This is a genomic window from Flexibacter flexilis DSM 6793 (genome assembly GCF_900112255.1).
In the GTDB taxonomy this organism is placed as follows: Bacteria; Bacteroidota; Bacteroidia; order Cytophagales; family Flexibacteraceae; genus Flexibacter; species Flexibacter flexilis.
Window position 1 is genome coordinate 174,277 of sequence record NZ_FOLE01000007.1, and the last position, 17,826, is coordinate 192,102.

The 17,826-nt window shown below is 42.5% G+C and carries 21 protein-coding genes; 1 reads left to right on the forward strand and 20 read right to left on the reverse strand.

What is annotated here, in order from left to right; genetic code table 11:
- Positions 1–21: 21 nt before the first annotated feature.
- The 6 genes from efp to BM090_RS12340 form a co-directional block, all read right to left on the reverse strand.
- Positions 22–582 (reverse strand): elongation factor P, encoded by a 561-nt coding sequence (gene efp, locus BM090_RS12315; protein ID WP_091513333.1) that lies wholly within the window; start codon positions 580–582, stop codon positions 22–24.
- A gap of 114 nt (positions 583–696) precedes the next feature.
- Positions 697–1,092, reverse strand: a complete 396-nt coding sequence (locus tag BM090_RS12320; protein WP_245756723.1) for a DUF983 domain-containing protein — start codon at positions 1,090–1,092, stop codon at positions 697–699.
- Entirely contained in the window at positions 1,058–1,324 is a 267-nt protein-coding gene (locus BM090_RS12325; protein WP_177199924.1) for a hypothetical protein, read from the reverse strand. Before BM090_RS12325 ends, BM090_RS12320 begins: the two co-directional genes overlap by 35 nt.
- Before the next feature lie 34 nt (positions 1,325–1,358).
- Positions 1,359–1,949 carry a DUF420 domain-containing protein gene (locus tag BM090_RS12330; protein WP_091513339.1) on the reverse strand — a complete coding sequence of 197 codons (591 nt, stop codon included), beginning with the start codon at positions 1,947–1,949 and terminating at the stop codon, positions 1,359–1,361.
- Positions 1,950–2,306: 357 nt separating this feature from the next.
- On the reverse strand, positions 2,307–3,410 hold the full coding sequence (locus BM090_RS12335; protein ID WP_091513343.1) for an Mrp/NBP35 family ATP-binding protein: 1,104 nt from the start codon (positions 3,408–3,410) through the stop codon (positions 2,307–2,309).
- A gap of 217 nt (positions 3,411–3,627) precedes the next feature.
- Positions 3,628–4,389 (reverse strand): glycosyltransferase family 2 protein, encoded by a 762-nt coding sequence (locus BM090_RS12340; protein ID WP_091513346.1) that lies wholly within the window; start codon positions 4,387–4,389, stop codon positions 3,628–3,630.
- 132 nt (positions 4,390–4,521) lie between these two features.
- On the opposite strand from BM090_RS12340, the gene BM090_RS18175 reads away from it, so the two are divergent.
- On the forward strand, positions 4,522–4,692 hold the full coding sequence (locus tag BM090_RS18175; RefSeq protein WP_143083964.1) for a FeoB-associated Cys-rich membrane protein: 171 nt from the start codon (positions 4,522–4,524) through the stop codon (positions 4,690–4,692).
- A gap of 1 nt (position 4,693) precedes the next feature.
- On the opposite strand, the gene BM090_RS12345 is transcribed toward BM090_RS18175, so the two are convergent.
- The 14 genes from BM090_RS12345 to BM090_RS12410 form a co-directional block, all read right to left on the reverse strand.
- Entirely contained in the window at positions 4,694–5,590 is an 897-nt protein-coding gene (locus BM090_RS12345; protein WP_091513349.1) for a CAP domain-containing protein, read from the reverse strand.
- A 6-nt stretch (positions 5,591–5,596) separates the two neighbouring features.
- On the reverse strand, positions 5,597–6,469 hold the full coding sequence (locus BM090_RS12350) for a glycosyltransferase family protein (RefSeq protein WP_091513353.1): 873 nt from the start codon (positions 6,467–6,469) through the stop codon (positions 5,597–5,599).
- A gap of 39 nt (positions 6,470–6,508) precedes the next feature.
- A complete protein-coding gene (locus BM090_RS12355) occupies positions 6,509–7,768 on the reverse strand; it encodes a transporter associated domain-containing protein (protein ID WP_143083965.1) in 1,260 nt (419 codons plus the stop codon).
- Between the two features lie 37 nt (positions 7,769–7,805).
- The gene (locus BM090_RS12360; RefSeq protein WP_091513359.1) at positions 7,806–8,276 is read right to left on the reverse strand and encodes a single-stranded DNA-binding protein; all 471 of its coding nucleotides are present in this window, start codon (positions 8,274–8,276) and stop codon (positions 7,806–7,808) included.
- A 93-nt stretch (positions 8,277–8,369) separates the two neighbouring features.
- On the reverse strand, positions 8,370–9,305 hold the full coding sequence (locus tag BM090_RS12365) for a CPBP family intramembrane glutamic endopeptidase (RefSeq protein WP_091513361.1): 936 nt from the start codon (positions 9,303–9,305) through the stop codon (positions 8,370–8,372).
- Between the two features lie 21 nt (positions 9,306–9,326).
- Positions 9,327–9,857 (reverse strand): hypothetical protein, encoded by a 531-nt coding sequence (locus BM090_RS12370; protein WP_091513364.1) that lies wholly within the window; start codon positions 9,855–9,857, stop codon positions 9,327–9,329.
- Positions 9,858–9,869: 12 nt separating this feature from the next.
- A complete protein-coding gene (locus BM090_RS12375; protein WP_091513368.1) occupies positions 9,870–11,432 on the reverse strand; it encodes an SGNH/GDSL hydrolase family protein in 1,563 nt (520 codons plus the stop codon).
- Complete coding sequence (locus tag BM090_RS12380) at positions 11,429–12,073, reverse strand: SCO family protein (RefSeq protein ID WP_091513371.1); 645 nt, start codon at positions 12,071–12,073, stop codon at positions 11,429–11,431. The genes BM090_RS12375 and BM090_RS12380 overlap by 4 nt, the downstream gene beginning before the upstream one ends.
- 67 nt (positions 12,074–12,140) lie before the next feature.
- Positions 12,141–12,473 carry a cytochrome C oxidase subunit IV family protein gene (locus BM090_RS12385; protein ID WP_091513374.1) on the reverse strand — a complete coding sequence of 111 codons (333 nt, stop codon included), beginning with the start codon at positions 12,471–12,473 and terminating at the stop codon, positions 12,141–12,143.
- A gap of 25 nt (positions 12,474–12,498) precedes the next feature.
- Positions 12,499–13,260, reverse strand: a complete 762-nt coding sequence (locus tag BM090_RS12390) for a cytochrome c oxidase subunit 3 (RefSeq protein ID WP_091513378.1) — start codon at positions 13,258–13,260, stop codon at positions 12,499–12,501.
- A gap of 54 nt (positions 13,261–13,314) precedes the next feature.
- A complete protein-coding gene (locus tag BM090_RS12395; protein WP_091513382.1) occupies positions 13,315–13,905 on the reverse strand; it encodes a cytochrome c oxidase subunit 3 in 591 nt (196 codons plus the stop codon).
- A 27-nt stretch (positions 13,906–13,932) separates the two neighbouring features.
- A complete protein-coding gene (gene cyoE / locus BM090_RS12400; protein ID WP_394333476.1) occupies positions 13,933–14,820 on the reverse strand; it encodes a heme o synthase in 888 nt (295 codons plus the stop codon).
- 59 nt (positions 14,821–14,879) lie between these two features.
- Positions 14,880–15,962, reverse strand: a complete 1,083-nt coding sequence (locus tag BM090_RS12405) for a COX15/CtaA family protein (protein WP_091513389.1) — start codon at positions 15,960–15,962, stop codon at positions 14,880–14,882.
- On the reverse strand, positions 15,955–17,820 hold the full coding sequence (locus BM090_RS12410; RefSeq protein ID WP_091513392.1) for a cytochrome c oxidase subunit I: 1,866 nt from the start codon (positions 17,818–17,820) through the stop codon (positions 15,955–15,957). Before BM090_RS12410 ends, BM090_RS12405 begins: the two co-directional genes overlap by 8 nt.
- Between the last annotated feature and the right edge of the window lie 6 nt (positions 17,821–17,826).

A 17,826-nucleotide genomic window follows, 5' to 3' on the forward strand; every position in this document is an offset into this window, starting at 1 on the left:
TTGGAATGAATAAAATCCCGATTATTTAACGCGTTCGATATAGTCGCCAGTGCGTGTATCTACTTTTACGCGGTCGCCAGTGTTCACGAACAAAGGCACGTTGATAGTAGCACCTGTTTCTACGGTTGCTTGCTTAAGCGTACGCGTAGCAGTATCGCCTCTTACGCCTGGTTCTGTATAAGTAATTTCAAGCTCTACGGTAAGCGGAAGTTCGGCAGCAATGGCCAAATCGCCATCGAAAGCAATCTTCACGTTCATCTCTTCTTTTATGAATTGCAAACCGTCGCCGAACAAAACTTGGTCAATGTAAAGTTGTTCGTAAGTTTCGTTGTCCATACAAACAAGTGCATTACCTTCTTTATAAACATACTGAAGTTCGCGGAAATCCACACGTACCAAGTCAATATCTTCACCAGCACGGAAGCGGTTTTCTACCAACTTACCAGTTTTTACGTTTCTCATTTTTACTTGGTAAAAAGCACGCAAGTTACCAGGTGTACGGTGTTCGTATTCAAGCACTTGAACCAACTCGTTGTTATAACGGATAAAGCAACCTCTTGAAAGGTCTGATGTATTAGCCATAAAAAAATATATTTTGTATTAAATTTTTGGGGCAAAATTAGCTTTTTAGAATCAAAAATAAAAAGGGCATCGCACAAAGTTGCACGACACCCACAATTAGCTGGTTTTTAGGTCTTAAGAAGCCTTTTTCAAATATTTTTCGGGTTCGTAGTCCACTCCCGAAAACGAATAAATGTAAATAATTCGCGCCGTCCGAAAAATAAGCGGCAAGGTCATAATAAAAAGCCCGACTACAGTCGTGATATACACCCACGCTTCAGGGTTCCCTGCCAAGTGGTAAAGCAAAAAGCCCGTTACGAGCATCATGCCAACAGTAATGGCATAACTCACATACATTGCACCAATAAAAAAGCCTGGTTCTATCTCGTAGCGCATACCACAGTTAGAACAGTTGGTGTGCATTTTGTCAAAATTTTTGAGACTTAACGCACTATGTGAGAATAATTTGTCTTCGCCGCAGCGCGGACATCGACCCTCAACGAGAGCCTGCAATTTTGGTCTTGTTTGCATTTTCTTTCTGTGTATGTTTATACCAAAGATAGCCCAGCACCGCAAACGTGATGTAAGGCACAGACATCAAGTACAAAATACCTGTGTTGAGTCCCGCACCAATTTTTGTGTTGCCAGACGTAACGTTATGTTCGACTACTGCACGGCACATCGCACATTGCGCAACGCTATCTATTTGCCACAAAAGCATCATGGCAACGACCAAAAACGTGATTTTCAATACATTTTTCATAAAATAGTATTTAAAGTTTTCGTTCTTATCAGGCTCAATGGCCGTAATAAGGACTAATCATCAAATAAACAATCACACCCGAAATGGCTACAAAAAGCCAAAGTGGAAACGTATAAGCCGAAACTTTCTTATGACGTGCAATCTGTTTTGTAAGGCCAAAATAAATAGAAAGTAACACAAACGGAACGATTACCGCCGCCAATATAATATGCGCCAACAATAGTACAAAATATATGTACCTAACGTAACCTGCCGCTAAAAGTTCCGATTCCGACAAAATTCCATTGTGGTCGAGGTCACCGAAGCGCGTAGAAGGTGCTTGAAAGTGATACAACACATACGAAACCAAGAAAATAGACGACAAAGCAAATGCCGACAGCATCAACATGCGGTGTTCGGCAGGTTTGTCCGTTTTGATTTTATAATATCCCATCGCTAAGGCGATAGCCGTCGCAGAATTAAGTACGGCATTCAGGTGTGGCAAAAAAGAAACGTCAAGATCGCCCAAATTGCCTGTTTGAGGCATGAAAAGCAGCACAGCTACCACAATCGGAATTACCACCGATAGCACACCGATAATCCACAGAATTTTTTTGTCGTTTGCGGGAGCAAGATTATTTGTCATACAATTTTTTAGAAATAATGTTTTTGAGCGTAAAACGACCTTCCTGATAGCTGAACAAAACTATACAGAATACAAAAAAGACTTGTGTTTGCTGTTTTACGGTGCAAATATATCGATAAGAGTAGTAGTGTCATGTATAATTTTCGAAATTTTCGAAATGAAGCTCTTTTGGCTTTTGGGCGATGAGTATTATATCTAAAAGTAAAGAGCAAGGCGTTTTTACTTTTCCTTAAATAAAAGTCAAGCACCGTGATCATCTCACAAGATATTATTTATACAAAGGTTTATCAAAGCGCAACCCGCCTCAGAAGTCAGTTACTTTTGAGGCGGGTTGCGCTTTATGGGTAAAAAAAGCGATTACGCTTTAATTTCGACAACTTTTGTTTTTTCGGCGTTGGCATTGCGTAAAGCTACTTGTTGCGCTACTTGTTGCGCCAAACCTGCAAAAGCTGCACTCATTTGGCTGCTTTCGTCCAAAGCCACAGGGCGGCCTTCGTCGCCACTTTCGCGGATACGTTGCACCAACGGAATTTCGCCCAAATACGGAATATTGTAATGCTCAGCGAAAGCATGGCCGCCACCTTGACCAAAAATATAATAACGATTGTTTGGCAATTCGGCAGGCGTGAAATACGCCATATTTTCTACCACACCCAAAATCGGTACGTTAATGTTTGGTTGGCGGAACATATTCAATCCTTTTTGCGCATCGGCCAAAGCCACTTTTTGCGGTGTAGTAACCACAATCGCACCTGTAACGGGCACGGTTTGCACCAAAGTAAGGTGAATGTCGCTTGTACCTGGAGGCAAGTCGATGAGCAAGTAATCCAACTCACCCCAATAACAATCGCCGATAAACTGACGCAAAGCCGAACTCATCATTGGGCCGCGCCAAGGTACTGCTTGTTCGGCGGGAGTCAAGAAGCCAATAGACAGCAACTTAACACCATATTTTTCTATCGGAACTAAATAATTTTTACCATCAATTTGCATCACTTCTGGCTGCGCATTTTCAGCACCAAACATCACGGGAATAGAAGGCCCCGAAATATCGGCATCAATCAAACCTACTTTTGCGCCAGTTTGTGCCAAAGCCAAAGCCAAGTTGGAAGTAACCGTAGATTTACCTACGCCACCTTTGCCCGAAGAAATGGCCACAATATTTTTTACATTCGGTAACAATGCTTCTCCGCTGCGTGCAGACGTTACGTTGGCGGTCATTTCTACCTGTACGTCCAGCGTTGGGCTTACGTGTTTGTGAATGGCATCTACACAGCGTTGGCGAATCAGGTCTTTGAGCGGACAAGCTGGCGTAGTAAGCACCACCGTAAATTTCACAGAACCCACACCCAACACGATGTCTTTAATCATTCCCAAACTCACAAGGTCTTTTTTGAGGTCTGGTTCTTCGACCGTAGCCAGCGCACGGAGAATATCATCATTGTTAATAAAATCTTTCATTGAATATTTTGAATTATGATGCGAAAAAACAATTAACACGTAATCTCTTGCCTGAGATTACACACCTTACGTTCTTGTCAAAGGAATTTGTTGCAAGTAAGTTCCTTTGGGCGAAAATTTTACCCAAAGAAAAACGCTGCAAAATTGCGAAAGATTCTTGAAACTTAGCCAAAAAGCCTCCACAAAATGCACTCGTTTGCGCGACGCATAGGTTATTTTACTCTTTATATTTCTTAAAGAATTGGGGAAGTTTACGCGCGGGTTTGAGCCACATGGTATAAAAACGCAAAGGCAAGCCGTTTTTCTGCCAAGCGAGTTTGTCTTCATTGTTGGCGTGAATGCGGTTTTTAATGTTCTGGTTGCTTTTGCCACCAACGCGCATAAGCGTAGTAACACGCGGCAAATAGGTAGCCGAAATATGTTCTTTGTACAAAAAACGCAACATTAGTTCGTAGTCGGCGGCACTGGTAAACTGCGTATCAAACATTCCGCAACGTTCGTACACCGATTTTTTGACAAAAAAAGTAGGGTGGGGCGGCATCCAACCAAACACAAATTGGCGGCGACTTTTCAAAACCCCTGATTTCCAATAACGTACTACTTTGGTGGGTTCGTCTTTATTCACATACAGCAAATCGGCATAAACGCTGTCGGCGGGATGATGATGCAAATGCGCGACTACGTCTGTAACTACTTGATTATCTGCATAAAAATCATCTGCATTCAAAATTCCGATAAGCTCGCCAGTAGCCAAAGCGATTCCTTTGTTCATGGCAAAATAAAGGCCTCCGTCTGGCTCAGAGACAAACTTACTGATTTTATCGCCGTAGCTTTTCACCAACTCAACAGTGCCATCCGTAGAAGCTCCGTCAATAATTATGTACTCGATGTCGTCGTATTTTTGCCCCAACACAGAATCTATACAATTCTTTAACGTCTCAATTCCATTAAATACAACGGTAATAATCGAAATTTTCATATTTATTAATAATTCAAAATCAGGCCTTTAACCTTCTTAGTAGTTATTTTCAGGGTACAAATCTTGCCGATACGCACCAAATCGGAATGGAATGTGTTTAGATTTTAGGTTAAAGTTATTTCCAAATCTGTTATGTTACAAAATATTATAGTGTTTTTGCTTTTCAGCGCGGCAGTTAGCTACCTCTACAACTTGGTATCTAAGCGTTTCAAATCGGCCACTAAAAGTGCAAGCGGCTGCCCTTCGGGTTGCAGTTGTGCCAGCACCAGCAAACAAAGTTGCGCCAATCCGTCGGCGCGGTAATTTAGGGCACAAGCTCAAACCAATAGCTATAGGATTGAGGCTTTCCATTTATTTGTACTTTATCTATCTTCACTTCGTAGCGTTGTGAGGGCACGAGGCCTTTAACTTTCCACATCAACGTAGGGCCACCGCCATAAAGCACCTCATCAATTTCTTTATCCAAAATTTCCATGCGTTGATTATTGCCCGTTACCGTAATTTTGGCTTTATCTAAATTCACGCCTTCCATAATAGGCACGGTAAAAGACAGTAACCAATTCTCTTTGAACAAATAACTTGGGTATTTCTCAAAAGGGCAGGCCACAAACATTTTGGGCGTAATATTTAACTCTTGCGCCGAATATGTCTCAGCAGTTTTCATTACTTTGATTATTGCACCAGTGCCAAGGCTATCCGATACAAAACCCACGCCCACCGATTTGAGTGAAGGCGTAAGCAACCAACGGCGATGACCTAAATTAGAAACACTCTCATCTATCATCCAATCTTCTACGGCTCTTGCCATTCCCCAAAAACCAGCCCCCGCAAACAAGTTACTCGTCGCACAGCCATTTGCCCCCTCTTTGCTGTAACATTTCCATGAGGTTGGTGGGTGGTGATCCACTTTTTTATTAGCGGCCAACATCAAAGCAGCCTTTTGTGATTCTTCGCTGGCGTTTTCGTCTAGTACCACAGGCAACAAACCATGCAAGGCCCGAATTTGGTTAATGTAATTGACAGTGCTTTGCAACAAAATAGGAGACAATTTACCTTCCTTACAGGCTTTTACATTCGGTTTTTGAACGTAATAAACCTTATTCATTTCATTTAATGAAGAAACATCTTTCCAACGCTGTGCCCACGATGCCATAGGCAACAGGAGCACTAATCCGAGCAATCCAAAAGAGCGATAATTCATTGATATTTAAACGATTTTATAGTTTTTATATTCTCCAATCCTATATCCCGTAACCTTTTCTATAAAAAACTTTATTTTATCTTTTGTCTTATAATTATTGTACGAAAGATCGTGATCAAACTTCCAATTTTTCTGAGCAATTCGCTCGTGCATTACTTGCGGATGCGTCCCGTCAAACTTTTTGAGTGCATCTACTTGCGAATAGTCAAAAGCATCAGATTTGGCTATGTTTTTGTCCACCCAAGCATCATCGTGCCAATATTTATTAAAGTTTTCTTGCTTGCGTTGCATGGCGGCAGGCTCTTTTACCCAACCATAATGATACACATACGCATCAATGAGTTTTACGCGTAATTTTTCATTATCGTTTTTACGAAAACCTTGCGCATCGCGGTACGAGTAAATTTTCTTGTTGTTGCGCACCACCCGAATTTCGCGACGATACCACCGCGAAGCAGCCCCCACATAATCGTAAGAACCATAAAAATGTAAATAGTTCAAAAGCAAACCGTCTATTTCTGAGTTATTCAGATTTGCTTGCATGGCCTTTCGGATTTCGGGCAAATATTTTTCGTGAATCACCTCATCGCCCTGAATATAAATAGCCCAATCTGTTTCGGCGGCAATCGCCTGAAATGCTTTATTGGTTTCAATGGCTAATACTTGTCCTCCTTCGCGTAGCGAATCATCCCAAACCGTTTCTACAATTCTAATTTTTTCGGGCGCAATGCTACGAATCAGGTCTAATGTATTGTCATCAGACTTTCCAACCGCCACGACAAAATCATCGCACAGCGGCAATATAGACGTAATCGCCTCTACAATCGGATAATCATAAATTTGTGCATTTCGAATAAAAGAAAAGCCTGTAACTTTCATTTTTTGAAGGGATTTTTGTAGTTTATCTGCTGTATTTTTTCAAGAAGCCGCATTTGTCTGCACGCGCACGCGCCGAATGGCTCTTTTACTTACGCCAATGATAGTAAAAACAAAGGATTGAAATGCTATCTTTTCGCCAACTTTTGGTAAAGTTTTGTTCAATTCGAGCAAAAGCCCCGCCAAAGATTCGCTTTCGCCGCGCACCGCATCAAAGTAATTGGGTTGTAAATGAAAGACTTTGCTAAAATCGTGCAGCGAAATTTGTCCTTCAAACAAAAAAGTATTGGCGTTGAGCTGGCGATATTGTTTTTCGGCATCATCAAACTCGTCATTTATTTCTCCCACCACTTCTTCTATGATGTCTTGCATCGTCACCACGCCGCACGTACCGCCATATTCATCCACCACAATGGCAATGTGTACTTGTTTTTGTTGAAAATCGCGGAGCAAATCATCTATTTTTCGGTTTTGGGGAACAAAAAGCGCAGGCCTCAAAAACTGCTGCCATGCAAAATATTCGTCGGCGTTTAGGTGCGGAATAAGGTCTTTCACATACAAAATGCCTTCGATGCTATCAATGGTTTCGTTAAAAATCGGCACACGCGAATAACCCGTTTTATTGATTCTGTCCAAAAGCTCATGAAACGTAAGTGTTTTGTCGAAAGCCGTAATGCGCACACGCGCCCGCATGATATTTTTTACTTGCACCGAATCAAAAGCCACAATCGCCTGAAGCATATCTTTATAACGGCTTTGCTCGTCGGAAACATTGGTTTGCAACAAAACCGTATTTTCGGGTTCGGTAACTTTGTGCGCGTCGGCAAACCGCTTGGCAATCCACGTCCTGACAACCCATTCGTTAAACAACACAATCGGCATGAGCCAACCTACATTTTTGATGGGTTGCACGCGCCCCGATAGCATCAAGGACATTTCCCAAGCCAAAAATACAGGCACAAGCCACAGCAACCAAAAAGGGGAGAAGCCCAAATAAAACATTGCACTTACGCCAAAAGCCAACAACATAAACCAAACAGCTTTTGAGATAATACTCAGGTTACGAAGCAATTGCATGGGATTTTCCCAACTCAGGGCGATTTGCTGCAAGCGCGGTTCGGGTTGGTTTTTGAGTTGCTCAATGGTTTGGGGTTGGGTAAATAAAAAAGCTGATGCCGCCTTCCAAATCAAAGCCAGCATCAGCCACGCAGCAAGCAATAACACAACCGACAAAGCCAATAATTCGGCAGCATCGAACCACATTGCTAAAAACAAGTAAGGATTGTTATTACTACTGTCCAAGAACGTAAAGTATTTTATTAAACCATCAGATAACCGATTAGAAAGGCAAATCGTCGTCGGCAGCAGAAGAGGCCATCGGCGCAGGCGGCGGAGCTACGGGAGCGGCAGCCATTGGCGCAGCGGCGGCAGAAGATGCACCGTAAGATGATGGCGCAGCAGCAGAACCACCTTCCGAATTTTCACGGCCACCGATAAGTGTAAGTTCTGAGCCTTGCACTTCCAACGAATAGCGGTCTTTTCCGTCTTTGTCCACATACGAGCGCACACTCAAGCGGCCTTCCACATACACGGGGCTGCCTTTGCGCAAATAATTCATCACTACATCGGCCTTCTGATTCCAGAAAGAAACGCGAAACCATTCGGTTTTTTCTTGCATTTGGCCATTAACTCTTGAGCGTTCGGTTACGGCAATCGAAAATTCAGCCACACGCATTTCCGCATTTACGTTGCGTAACTCTGGGTCGCGGCCAAGATTGCCAATCAGGGTGATTTTATTAAAGCTTGCCATAAAACAAATTGATTATTAGTTGATTATAGAAAACAGGCCAAATATAGCCATTCCCTAAAAATAAGACATTTAGAAGAAAATTACAAGAAATTTCTATTCTTTTTCATAAAAAGAAAGAAACCGCTCGCGGCACAATTGGAAGATGTACCATAACAAAGCAACCGACGCGACACCCGACACCAACGACAACCAAACGGGCACGTCTTGCGCTTCTTCAAAGTTGAGTTGGGTCATGTTTTGGTTGTAAAGCCAAACCATCACGACCGTAAAAGCATTGTTGGTAAAGTGCGCCAACATCGGCACGTAGATATTGCCCGACCACCAATACAAATAACCAAAGGCCGCACCCAACAGCATACGCGGCAAAAAACCATAAAACTGAAAGTGAATCGCGCTAAAAACAATCGCCGTTACCCAAATAGCCACGTGTTGATTGCGGAATAAACGCACAAAAATTGGTTGGAGTGTACCTCTAAACAGCAATTCTTCGCCGATACCAGGCACTACCGCAATGACAATCAAGCCCAAAAGAGCTTGTGGATAACTTTCAAAATTGATAAGAAATTGCGTAAGTTTATTCAATTCGTCTTCTTTCGCACGCATGGCTTCTTCTATTGCTTTGAGACTTTCGGGTAATTGCATCGCCTCGTTGAGCCTGATAAATAAAGCATTAAAAGGCATGAAAGCAATGGTAAAAAGAATCGCCACCAGCAATACAAGTAGCTGTTTTTCAGGAAAATAAGAATTATAGCTACTAATTTTTTGCCAATGAATAAAACGCGTAAATGCCAAAGGCACGGCAATAAAGCCAATCAAGGCCGTCATTAACTGCACCACGAGCAAAGCCGTACGCGAATGTGGATAACTTTGTGGATTACTCATCAAAGCCATAATGTCCTCAATGCCTTGCGCCTTCAAATACAACATTCCCAGCACGTTGCCCACAAAAAGCCCCACCAACACCATACCCGACAAAAACAACAGGCCAGACAAAGGCGGAAATAAAATAGGTTGATTATCTGCTTTCATACATTTTTATCCAAAAATAAGCTATTCGCCATCTCTTTTACCCAAAGGCGAATACACTAAATACTGTACCAATACAACAACCACAAACGTGAACATCGTACTAAAAAATGCCTTGCCGACCGCCGTAAAAAATTTGGCAAACGTGGCATATTCTATGAGAAACAAAGCCAAATGATGCACAAACAGCAGCGGCAACATAAAAAGTAAGTACCAACGCAAGCCCATCGAAGGAATAGAAACTTCCATGTACGATTCGTAGCCACCCGCAGGCGTGAGCATTTTCAGGACAGTTGGGCGCAAAAACGCCACCAACACGCAGGCCGCTGCATTGATTCCCAATTGGTTATAAAACAAATCGGTAACAAAACCCGTCGCAAAAGCAATGAGCATCACCACAAGGCTATCGGTTGCCATCGGCAAAAGCAAAATTGCGCCCACATACGAGAAGCAAAAAGCCCAACCAAACAATGCAAAATTGCGCATCACCATTAGTTGCAACCCAATGAGTACCACAAAATACAATACCTGCGAAATAAGAGTTTTGCTATTCATTTGCTTAGTGAATTATTGAATAAGGCCGCGTTTTTTGCGGTGATGATACTCGTTATATTCCAAAATTAAGGACTTGTAAAGCATTTCGGCCACAATTTGCGCACCGCGTGGGCTAAAGTGCGTGTAATCTTTGGCCGCCAAAGAAGGGTGTGCATTTACCCAACTTGGCATAGAGTTTTCGCCTCCCATCGCCTCGTACAAATCCCAAAAGGCACAACCCGCCTTAAAAGCCGCGTTGCGTTGCGCATCACGAATTTTGGTAATGTTACCGTAAGACACATACTCGCCGTTCACACGCTTAGACATATCCGACAAACCAATGACCAAGATAGTCATGCTCGGGCTGGCCGCACGCAAAATTTGGAGTTGTTTGTAAAAAGCATCTTCGTAAAACTGGTAGCTTTTCACTTCGTTTGGCACAACATTTACCCCAAATTGAAGGATTAAAAATCTGGTATTAAGGGCGTTAAGCTGTTGTTTGAGAAAAGCCGCATTAGTTTTGCTAAACTCCAACCCCGAACTTCCGCGCAAAGGTATATTATCAAACGCAATTCCTTCTTTACAATCAAAACAAGCGCCATACACATCGGGGCTGTACGAGCCTTTGAAGGTAAATTTGAAAGTGCGAGGCGTTTTATCCACATTATGTTGATAAACACTCAAACCTGTTTGCGGTTCAAAATGTTCGGACGCCAACGTGTCTTTATCGGCCTTTACGACCAACTCAAACGGGTTGGCTTCATTTCTATAAAAAAGTTTGATTTGCTCTACTTTACCGTTGAGCGGGTAGTAACGCGAAGAAATCGTATATTTTACGTCGGCTGTCGTCCACTGGCCTTGCGCTTTCACAGACGGAACGGAACGCGTAGTAAAAGTCGGTGTGCTGTCGCCTGCCGCAGTGTCCGAACGCGTAACGGTACGCAAGGGATAAAACCTGAAATAACTGGCCATTGGGCTAAAATAATTGTGAATAGGTCGGCGACCTGCCGCACCATAAGCCGCATATTTAATCCAATGGGCATCGGCACGCGGTTCAATGGTTTGCCGCGCGTCGGTCATTTCAAAAATAGGCACTAAACCCACGCCGCAGCCGCCAAACTGTTTTTGGAAGCGATGACGCAGAAACGAGGTAATGCGGTCGCCTTCTATCTGCGAGTCGCCGATATGCAAAGCACGAATTAGTTGGTGTTTGGTAGGAATACTATCCAACGCCGCAAAAAAATTATACAAAACAGCAGGATTGCTATCAGGATATTGAATGCGCAAATTCGGGTCAAGTTCCAACTCCTTAGTCAACGTAGAGTCGGCGGCTTGGTGCTTGGTGCTGTCCAAACTGGCAGCTACGGCACTATCACTTTCCACCAAAACGGCAGCCGTATCCACTTCACCAATGGCCACAATAGCCGAAATGTCTTTGGCTGGTGTGTGCGTATTTTCGGGAAATAAATCTTTGGAGCGAAAAACTTTTAGGTCATAACCATTGAGCGACAAAACACCCTCTGGCGCAAAATACGATAATGCAAATAGTATAATCGTAACGTATATCAATAAAACTAAGGAGTGATAGGGCTTCATTCTTTTTCTTGCAATACTACTTTTATCTCCAGAATGAGTTTGTCCACATCCTCTGGTCTTGTTCCGTCATAATAGCCTCTAATGCGGCCTTTTCTGTCTATCAATGTAAATTTGGGGGTGTGTACAAATTGCTCTTCTCCCTCTTCGGCAGCAGCCACCATGTAGGCGTGGTTTGCTAAATCATAAATGTCCGCTTTCGGGCCAGTGAGCATATACCATTTGCCATACACGGCCTTATGATGTTGGGCGTAAGCCTTAAAAATAGAATCGCTATCGTATTCTGGGTCAACGGTATAAGAAACAAGCACTACTTCTGGATTATCGGCGAAGGCTTCTTGTACGCGTGTGAGTTGTGTTGTCATGGTTGGGCAAATGCCTGTGCAGCGCGTAAAAACAAAATCGGCGACATACACTTTGCCTTTCAATATCTTAGAGTCGAATTTTTTACCTTCTTGGTCGGTGAGTGTATTATAATCTGGTACGATGCGAACTTGGCCATTTTCATCTTCCAAGTAGGCTTTTTCACCAGGAAAATTACGAACAAGGTATTGACTGTCAGAACCTTTTTGGAAAAAAATAACAAAGCCTAAAGGCAGCACAAGCAGCACAAACAAGACTGCTATTTTGGTAAATTTATTCATGGTATTAGAGTACAAAAGCCTACGACTATAAAGCCGTAGGCTAATTTGAATCAAAATATAAGTTTAATTACATTCTGGCTTCGCCAATCGCAGTACCTTCTACCAACAAAGCTACAATAAGCCAGCAGATGAAGATAAGAGGCAAAAGGATAGACCAAATCAATACTTTAACCTCGTGGCGCAAGTGCATAAACTCGCCAATAATGTAAAATGCTTTTACGATAGTAAGAGCCAAGAAAATGCTTACGCGTGCCGCTTTATTGTCAAGCGAGAAAGCCACAATAAATTCTACCGCTGTAGCAGCAAGCAAAATCCAGAATGTTTTCCAGATATGCGCTGTGTTTGGTTTTGCGATTTCGCCAGCCGCAGCATGTGCATGGTCGTGTGAATGAGATGCCATATTGTTCCTGATAGTTTTTTAGTGATTAAATGAGATAGAAGAAGGTAAATACGAATACCCAAACTAAATCTACAAAGTGCCAGTAAAGACCAACTTTTTCAACCATTTCGTAGTGTCCGCGACGGTCATATACGCCCATTACCGTGTTGAAGAAAATCAAAACGTTAAGAACAACACCACTGAATACGTGGAAACCATGGAAACCAGTAATAAAGAAGAAGAAGTCAGCGAACAATGGCGGACCGTATTGGTTCATCACTAAGTTAGCACCAGCAAACAACTGACCGTCCACCAAAGTAGCCGAACCATATTTAGAATGCTCGTTGCCGATGATAAAGTGCGTCCATTCCCAAGCTTGGCAGCTCAAGAAAGCGATACCACCCAAGATAGTCCACAACATCCATTTTTCTACATCGTGTTGGTCTCTGCGGTGACCAGCTTCTACGGCCAACACCATCGTAACACTACTCATGATGAGGATAAAAGTCATGATACCCACGAACACCAACGGCAATTCTACTCCGTGAAAGAATGGTAAACCATTGAATACCATGTCAGGCACAGGCCAGTATAGAGCCGAATATTTAAAATCTGCTAAGCTACCTGTAAAGCCAGGGAAGTCGAAGCGAGCCACTCCATAGGAAATAAGGAAGGCCGAAAATGTAAACGCATCGGAAAGAAGGAAAAACCACATCATCAGCTTGCCGTAGCTTGCTTTGAGCGGCTCTACTCCACCATTCCATAGATTTTTAGAATCTTTTTCGCTAATAGTTGCTGTTGTAGCCATAATGAAGTGTATGAAATGATTTAATAATGTACAACAAAATACCTGTATGCAATTTTATCGGTTTATCAGCAAAAAGACAAACAGATAAATCCACAAAACATCAAGAAAGTGCCAATAAGTATTGCATAAGTCAATCGCCAACAAAGATTTAGCGTGAACATTATACCTAAAAGCCTTTACCGTAACGACCAACAAGAAAAGCAGTCCGCCCATCAGGTGCAACGCATGCAAGCCCGAAATCACGTACACAAACGACCCACCAGGGTTGCTGCCTTGTCCGCCGAAGAATACTTTCATATCTACCAGAGCCACCCAGCCTAACCATTGTGTATAAAGAAACGTAAAGCCCAACACGGTGGTAATCAGCATTGCCCATTTTACAGTAGCAATGTTATCGCGCTTTGCGGCGTTGAAAGCCCATTGCATCGTAACACTACTCAACAAAAGCACTACTGTACTAATGGTAAAAATAGGCGGAAAATCTACTACCAACCAATTGCCTTCTGCCCTACGAACCAAATATGCACTTGTTTGTGAAGCAAATATCATAATGATACTTACGATAAACAACCACAAAATAAATTTTTTGGGGTTCATGGAAAGGACTGCCTGAGGCTCCTCTGCGATATAATTTTTGTCTGACATTCTATTTGTTTATTATATTTTGCTCTGTTATAACTTATCCAAAACGAAGGCAATTTGCACGATAGGCAAATACAAAAACGAACCAAACATAATACGCAATGCCGCTTGGCGAGAACATTCTTTCATGAGATAAAATGTTTGTGCCAAAAACAATGAGCCGCACACCGTTGCAATTACAGCAGAAGTAAAACCTGTCATACCAAATTGCGCAGGCAACAAGCCCAAAGGCAAAAGGAAAAGCGTATAAATCATTATTTGGAAAGCCGTATTTACATCACGACCGCCACCCGAAGGCAACAATCTAAATCCAGCTTTTTTATAGTCTTCGTCTGCTACCCAAGCAATCGCCCAAAAATGCGGGAATTGCCAAATAAATTGTATGCCAAAAAGCACAAGCGGCTCAATAGTAATTTCTCCAGAATAGGCCACCCAACCAATAAGTGGAGGCAAAGCCCCTGGAATCGCCCCTACGGCCACCGCAAATGGCGTTTTACGCTTTAGCGGAGTATAAACGAAAGCATAAAGGATAGAAGATATAATCGTCAGCGCGGCAGTAAGCGTATTGACCCAAACCACCAAAACCAAAACACCCACCACACCAATAATACTGGCAAAAGTAGCTGCTTCTTCTTTACTCAGACGACCCGTAGGTAACGGACGATTCTGAGTGCGCGTCATGAGTTTATCTAAATCCTTTTCAATAATCTGATTAATAATGTTAGAAGTACCTGTTACCAAGAAACCACCCAGCATCAAAGCCGAGAGTTTCATAATATCAAGCGTTCCTTTGTTGGCCAAGAGAAACATCATTGCCGCCGAAAAGACTACTAAGCCCGAAAGGCGTGCTTTGAGTAACTCGAAATAGGCTTTCGCTTTGGCCATTATTGTCAACGAAGCCGTTTGTTCTGCAATCATCATAAATTTATCGGTCAAAAAAACATTAAGCTGCTAACCTAACTTTAGTGTGTTGAGTGTTAAGCAGTTGTTTGCATAGTTTGTGCAACTTCTTTTTGCTGATAAAAACGTAACAGAACAGCCATTAGTAATTGCAAACCAATCATTATTGTGCTAAGCGTAAGATGCAATGGTTGAGCAAAGGCCGGAATATTAAAATACGCCATCACCACACCCGTCACCACCGCCGCAAGGATTATCAACATCAAGCTATTCTGCAATTTGAGCAAAAGGCTATTTTGCATTGAAGCCTGACGTAAGCTATACCACAAATAAACATTCACCAACAAAACCAAAATGGAGAACGAACGATGAATATAAAATACAAGTCCTATTCTGTCCACGATGAGCGTCTGCGGGATTTGCTCTACTGCTGCACGAATCATATCCACCCCTTCACGTACCTGCGTACCTAACACAATTTGGCTCATAGAAAGTGCCATTACTGTATAGATAAGTCGCTGAATTAGTGTAACATTTTTCGGAATATCCGCCACAATAGTTTCTTTTTGAGAGCGAGCAATTACATAAATCAGTAAAGCTACCATCATAATTGCCAAAACCATGTGTAAGGTAATCATAAAAGGCAACAGGTTTGTAGAAACTACAATCGAACCGAGCCACGCCTGAAACACCGTAAGCAACACCGCCGCAGCAGAAAGCCACGTAATTGTTGGGTCGGTTTGGCGGAAACGGAACGAATAAACCAGCGTTGCCACGATTAAGATTCCGATAGAAGCCCCTAACAAACGATTTACATATTCAATCCATGTCTTGACAGGATTAAAAGTAGGTTCGTTGTAAATGGCAGGGTCGTGAGCCACCGCATAACTGAGTTCGGGCAAGCCCAAAACATCCAGATAACGAGCTAATTTGAGGTTTTTATCCTTACGCTTGCCAGCATAAATCTCTTTATAGTTTTCGGGCAGTTGGGACTCCTGTGTAGGAGGTACCCACTGTCCGAAGCATTTAGGCCAGTCGGGACAGCCCATTCCAGAGCCTGTACTACGAACTATCCCGCCTACCATAATTAACAAATAGATAGCAGCAATGGTAAAAATACCAAATCGGCGAAAGCCAATATTACTGTTTTGATTAGCCATTGATTACTAAATCAGCCTCTTGTTCTTTTATCAACTCATTTTCATGAGGAAGATTTGATTCTCTTGTTTGAGAGAAAGGAACAGTTTGAGGAATAAAGTCTTCCGCAGCACCTGGCTTGCTGTAATCATAAGGCCAACGATAAACGGCAGGAATTTCACCTTCCCAGTTACCATGTCCTGGCTCGATTGGAGTAGTCCACTCAAGCGTGTTAGAGTTCCAAGGGTTTTGAGGTGCACGACGGCCTTTGAACATACTATAGAAGAAGTTGAAAGCAAAAATTAATTGTGCGCCAAACGTAATGAAAGCTGCAATACTGATAAATGCGTTCAAATCTGCAAATGTTTTGAAAGCATCAAAGCTTGTGAACGTATAGTAACGACGTGGGAAACCTGCGATACCAATATAGTGCATTGGGAAGAATACCATATATACACCGATGAAAGTAAACCAGAAGTGAACATATCCTAATTTATCATTCATCATACGGCCAAACATTTTTGGATACCAGTGGTAAATACCAGCCAACATACCGAAGAATGAAGCAGAACCCATTACCAAGTGGAAGTGAGCTACTACGAAATAAGTATCATGCAATTGAATATCAATCGCTGAGTTACCCAACGCGATACCTGTCAAACCACCAGACACGAACAACGACACCAAACCAATTGAGAACAACATAGCAGGTGTGAAGATGATGTTACCTCTCCAAAGTGTCGTTAGGTAGTTGAAGGCTTTTACCGCCGAAGGAACCGCAATAATCAATGTCAAGAACATGAAGATTGAGCCTAAGAATGGGTTCATACCTGATACGAACATGTGGTGCGCCCATACGATGAACGAAAGCACTGTGATACCAAGCATAGAGCCAATCATCGCACGGTAACCGAAGATAGGTTTGCGAGCGTTAGTAGATACAACTTCTGAAGTAATACCCAAAGCAGGCAACAACACGATATATACTTCTGGGTGTCCTAAGAACCAGAACAAATGTTGGAATAAAACTGGGCTACCGCCTACGTTTGGAAGAGCTTGACCATTGATATAAATTTCTGACAAGAAGAAACTTGTACCGAAGCTACGGTCAAAAATCAACAACAAAGCAGCGGAGAAAAGTACAGGGAATGACAAAATACCAATTACAGCAGTAAGGAAAAACGCCCAAATTGTAAGTGGAAGGCGTGAGAACGTCATACCCTTTGTACGCATGTTGATTACAGTCGAAACGTAGTTGATACTACCCAAAAGTGACGAAGCAATAAAAATAGCCATTGCAGAAAGCCACATGGTCATACCAAGACCCGAACCTGACATCGCTTGAGGCAAAGCACTCAATGGAGGATAAATTACCCAGCTACCAGAAGCAGGACCAGTTTCGATAAACAAAGAGATAAGCATAATTACGCTTGAAGCAAAGAATAGCCAGTAAGAAAGCATATTCATAAAGCCCGAAGCCATATCACGCGCACCAATTTGCAAAGGAATAAGGAAGTTACTGAACGTACCGCTCAAACCAGCAGTAAGTACGAAGAATACCATGATAGTACCGTGCATTGTTACCAAAGCAAGGTAGAAACCAGGGTTTAGTTTGCCATCTTCAATCCAGCCGCCAAGCAAAGGCTCAAGGAAGCTCATATCCAAGTTCGGGAAACCCAATTGGATACGGAAGAGCATGGACAAAAAGCCACCGATAAATGCCCAAATCAAACCTGTAACAAGGAATTGTTTGGCAATCATTTTATGGTCGGTGCTGAAAATATATTTCTCTACGAAATTTTGCTCATGATGGTCGTGTTCGTCATGCCCATGAGCGTGCGAATCGTGATGCACTGAGGTATGTATTTCTGTAACAGACATAATGAA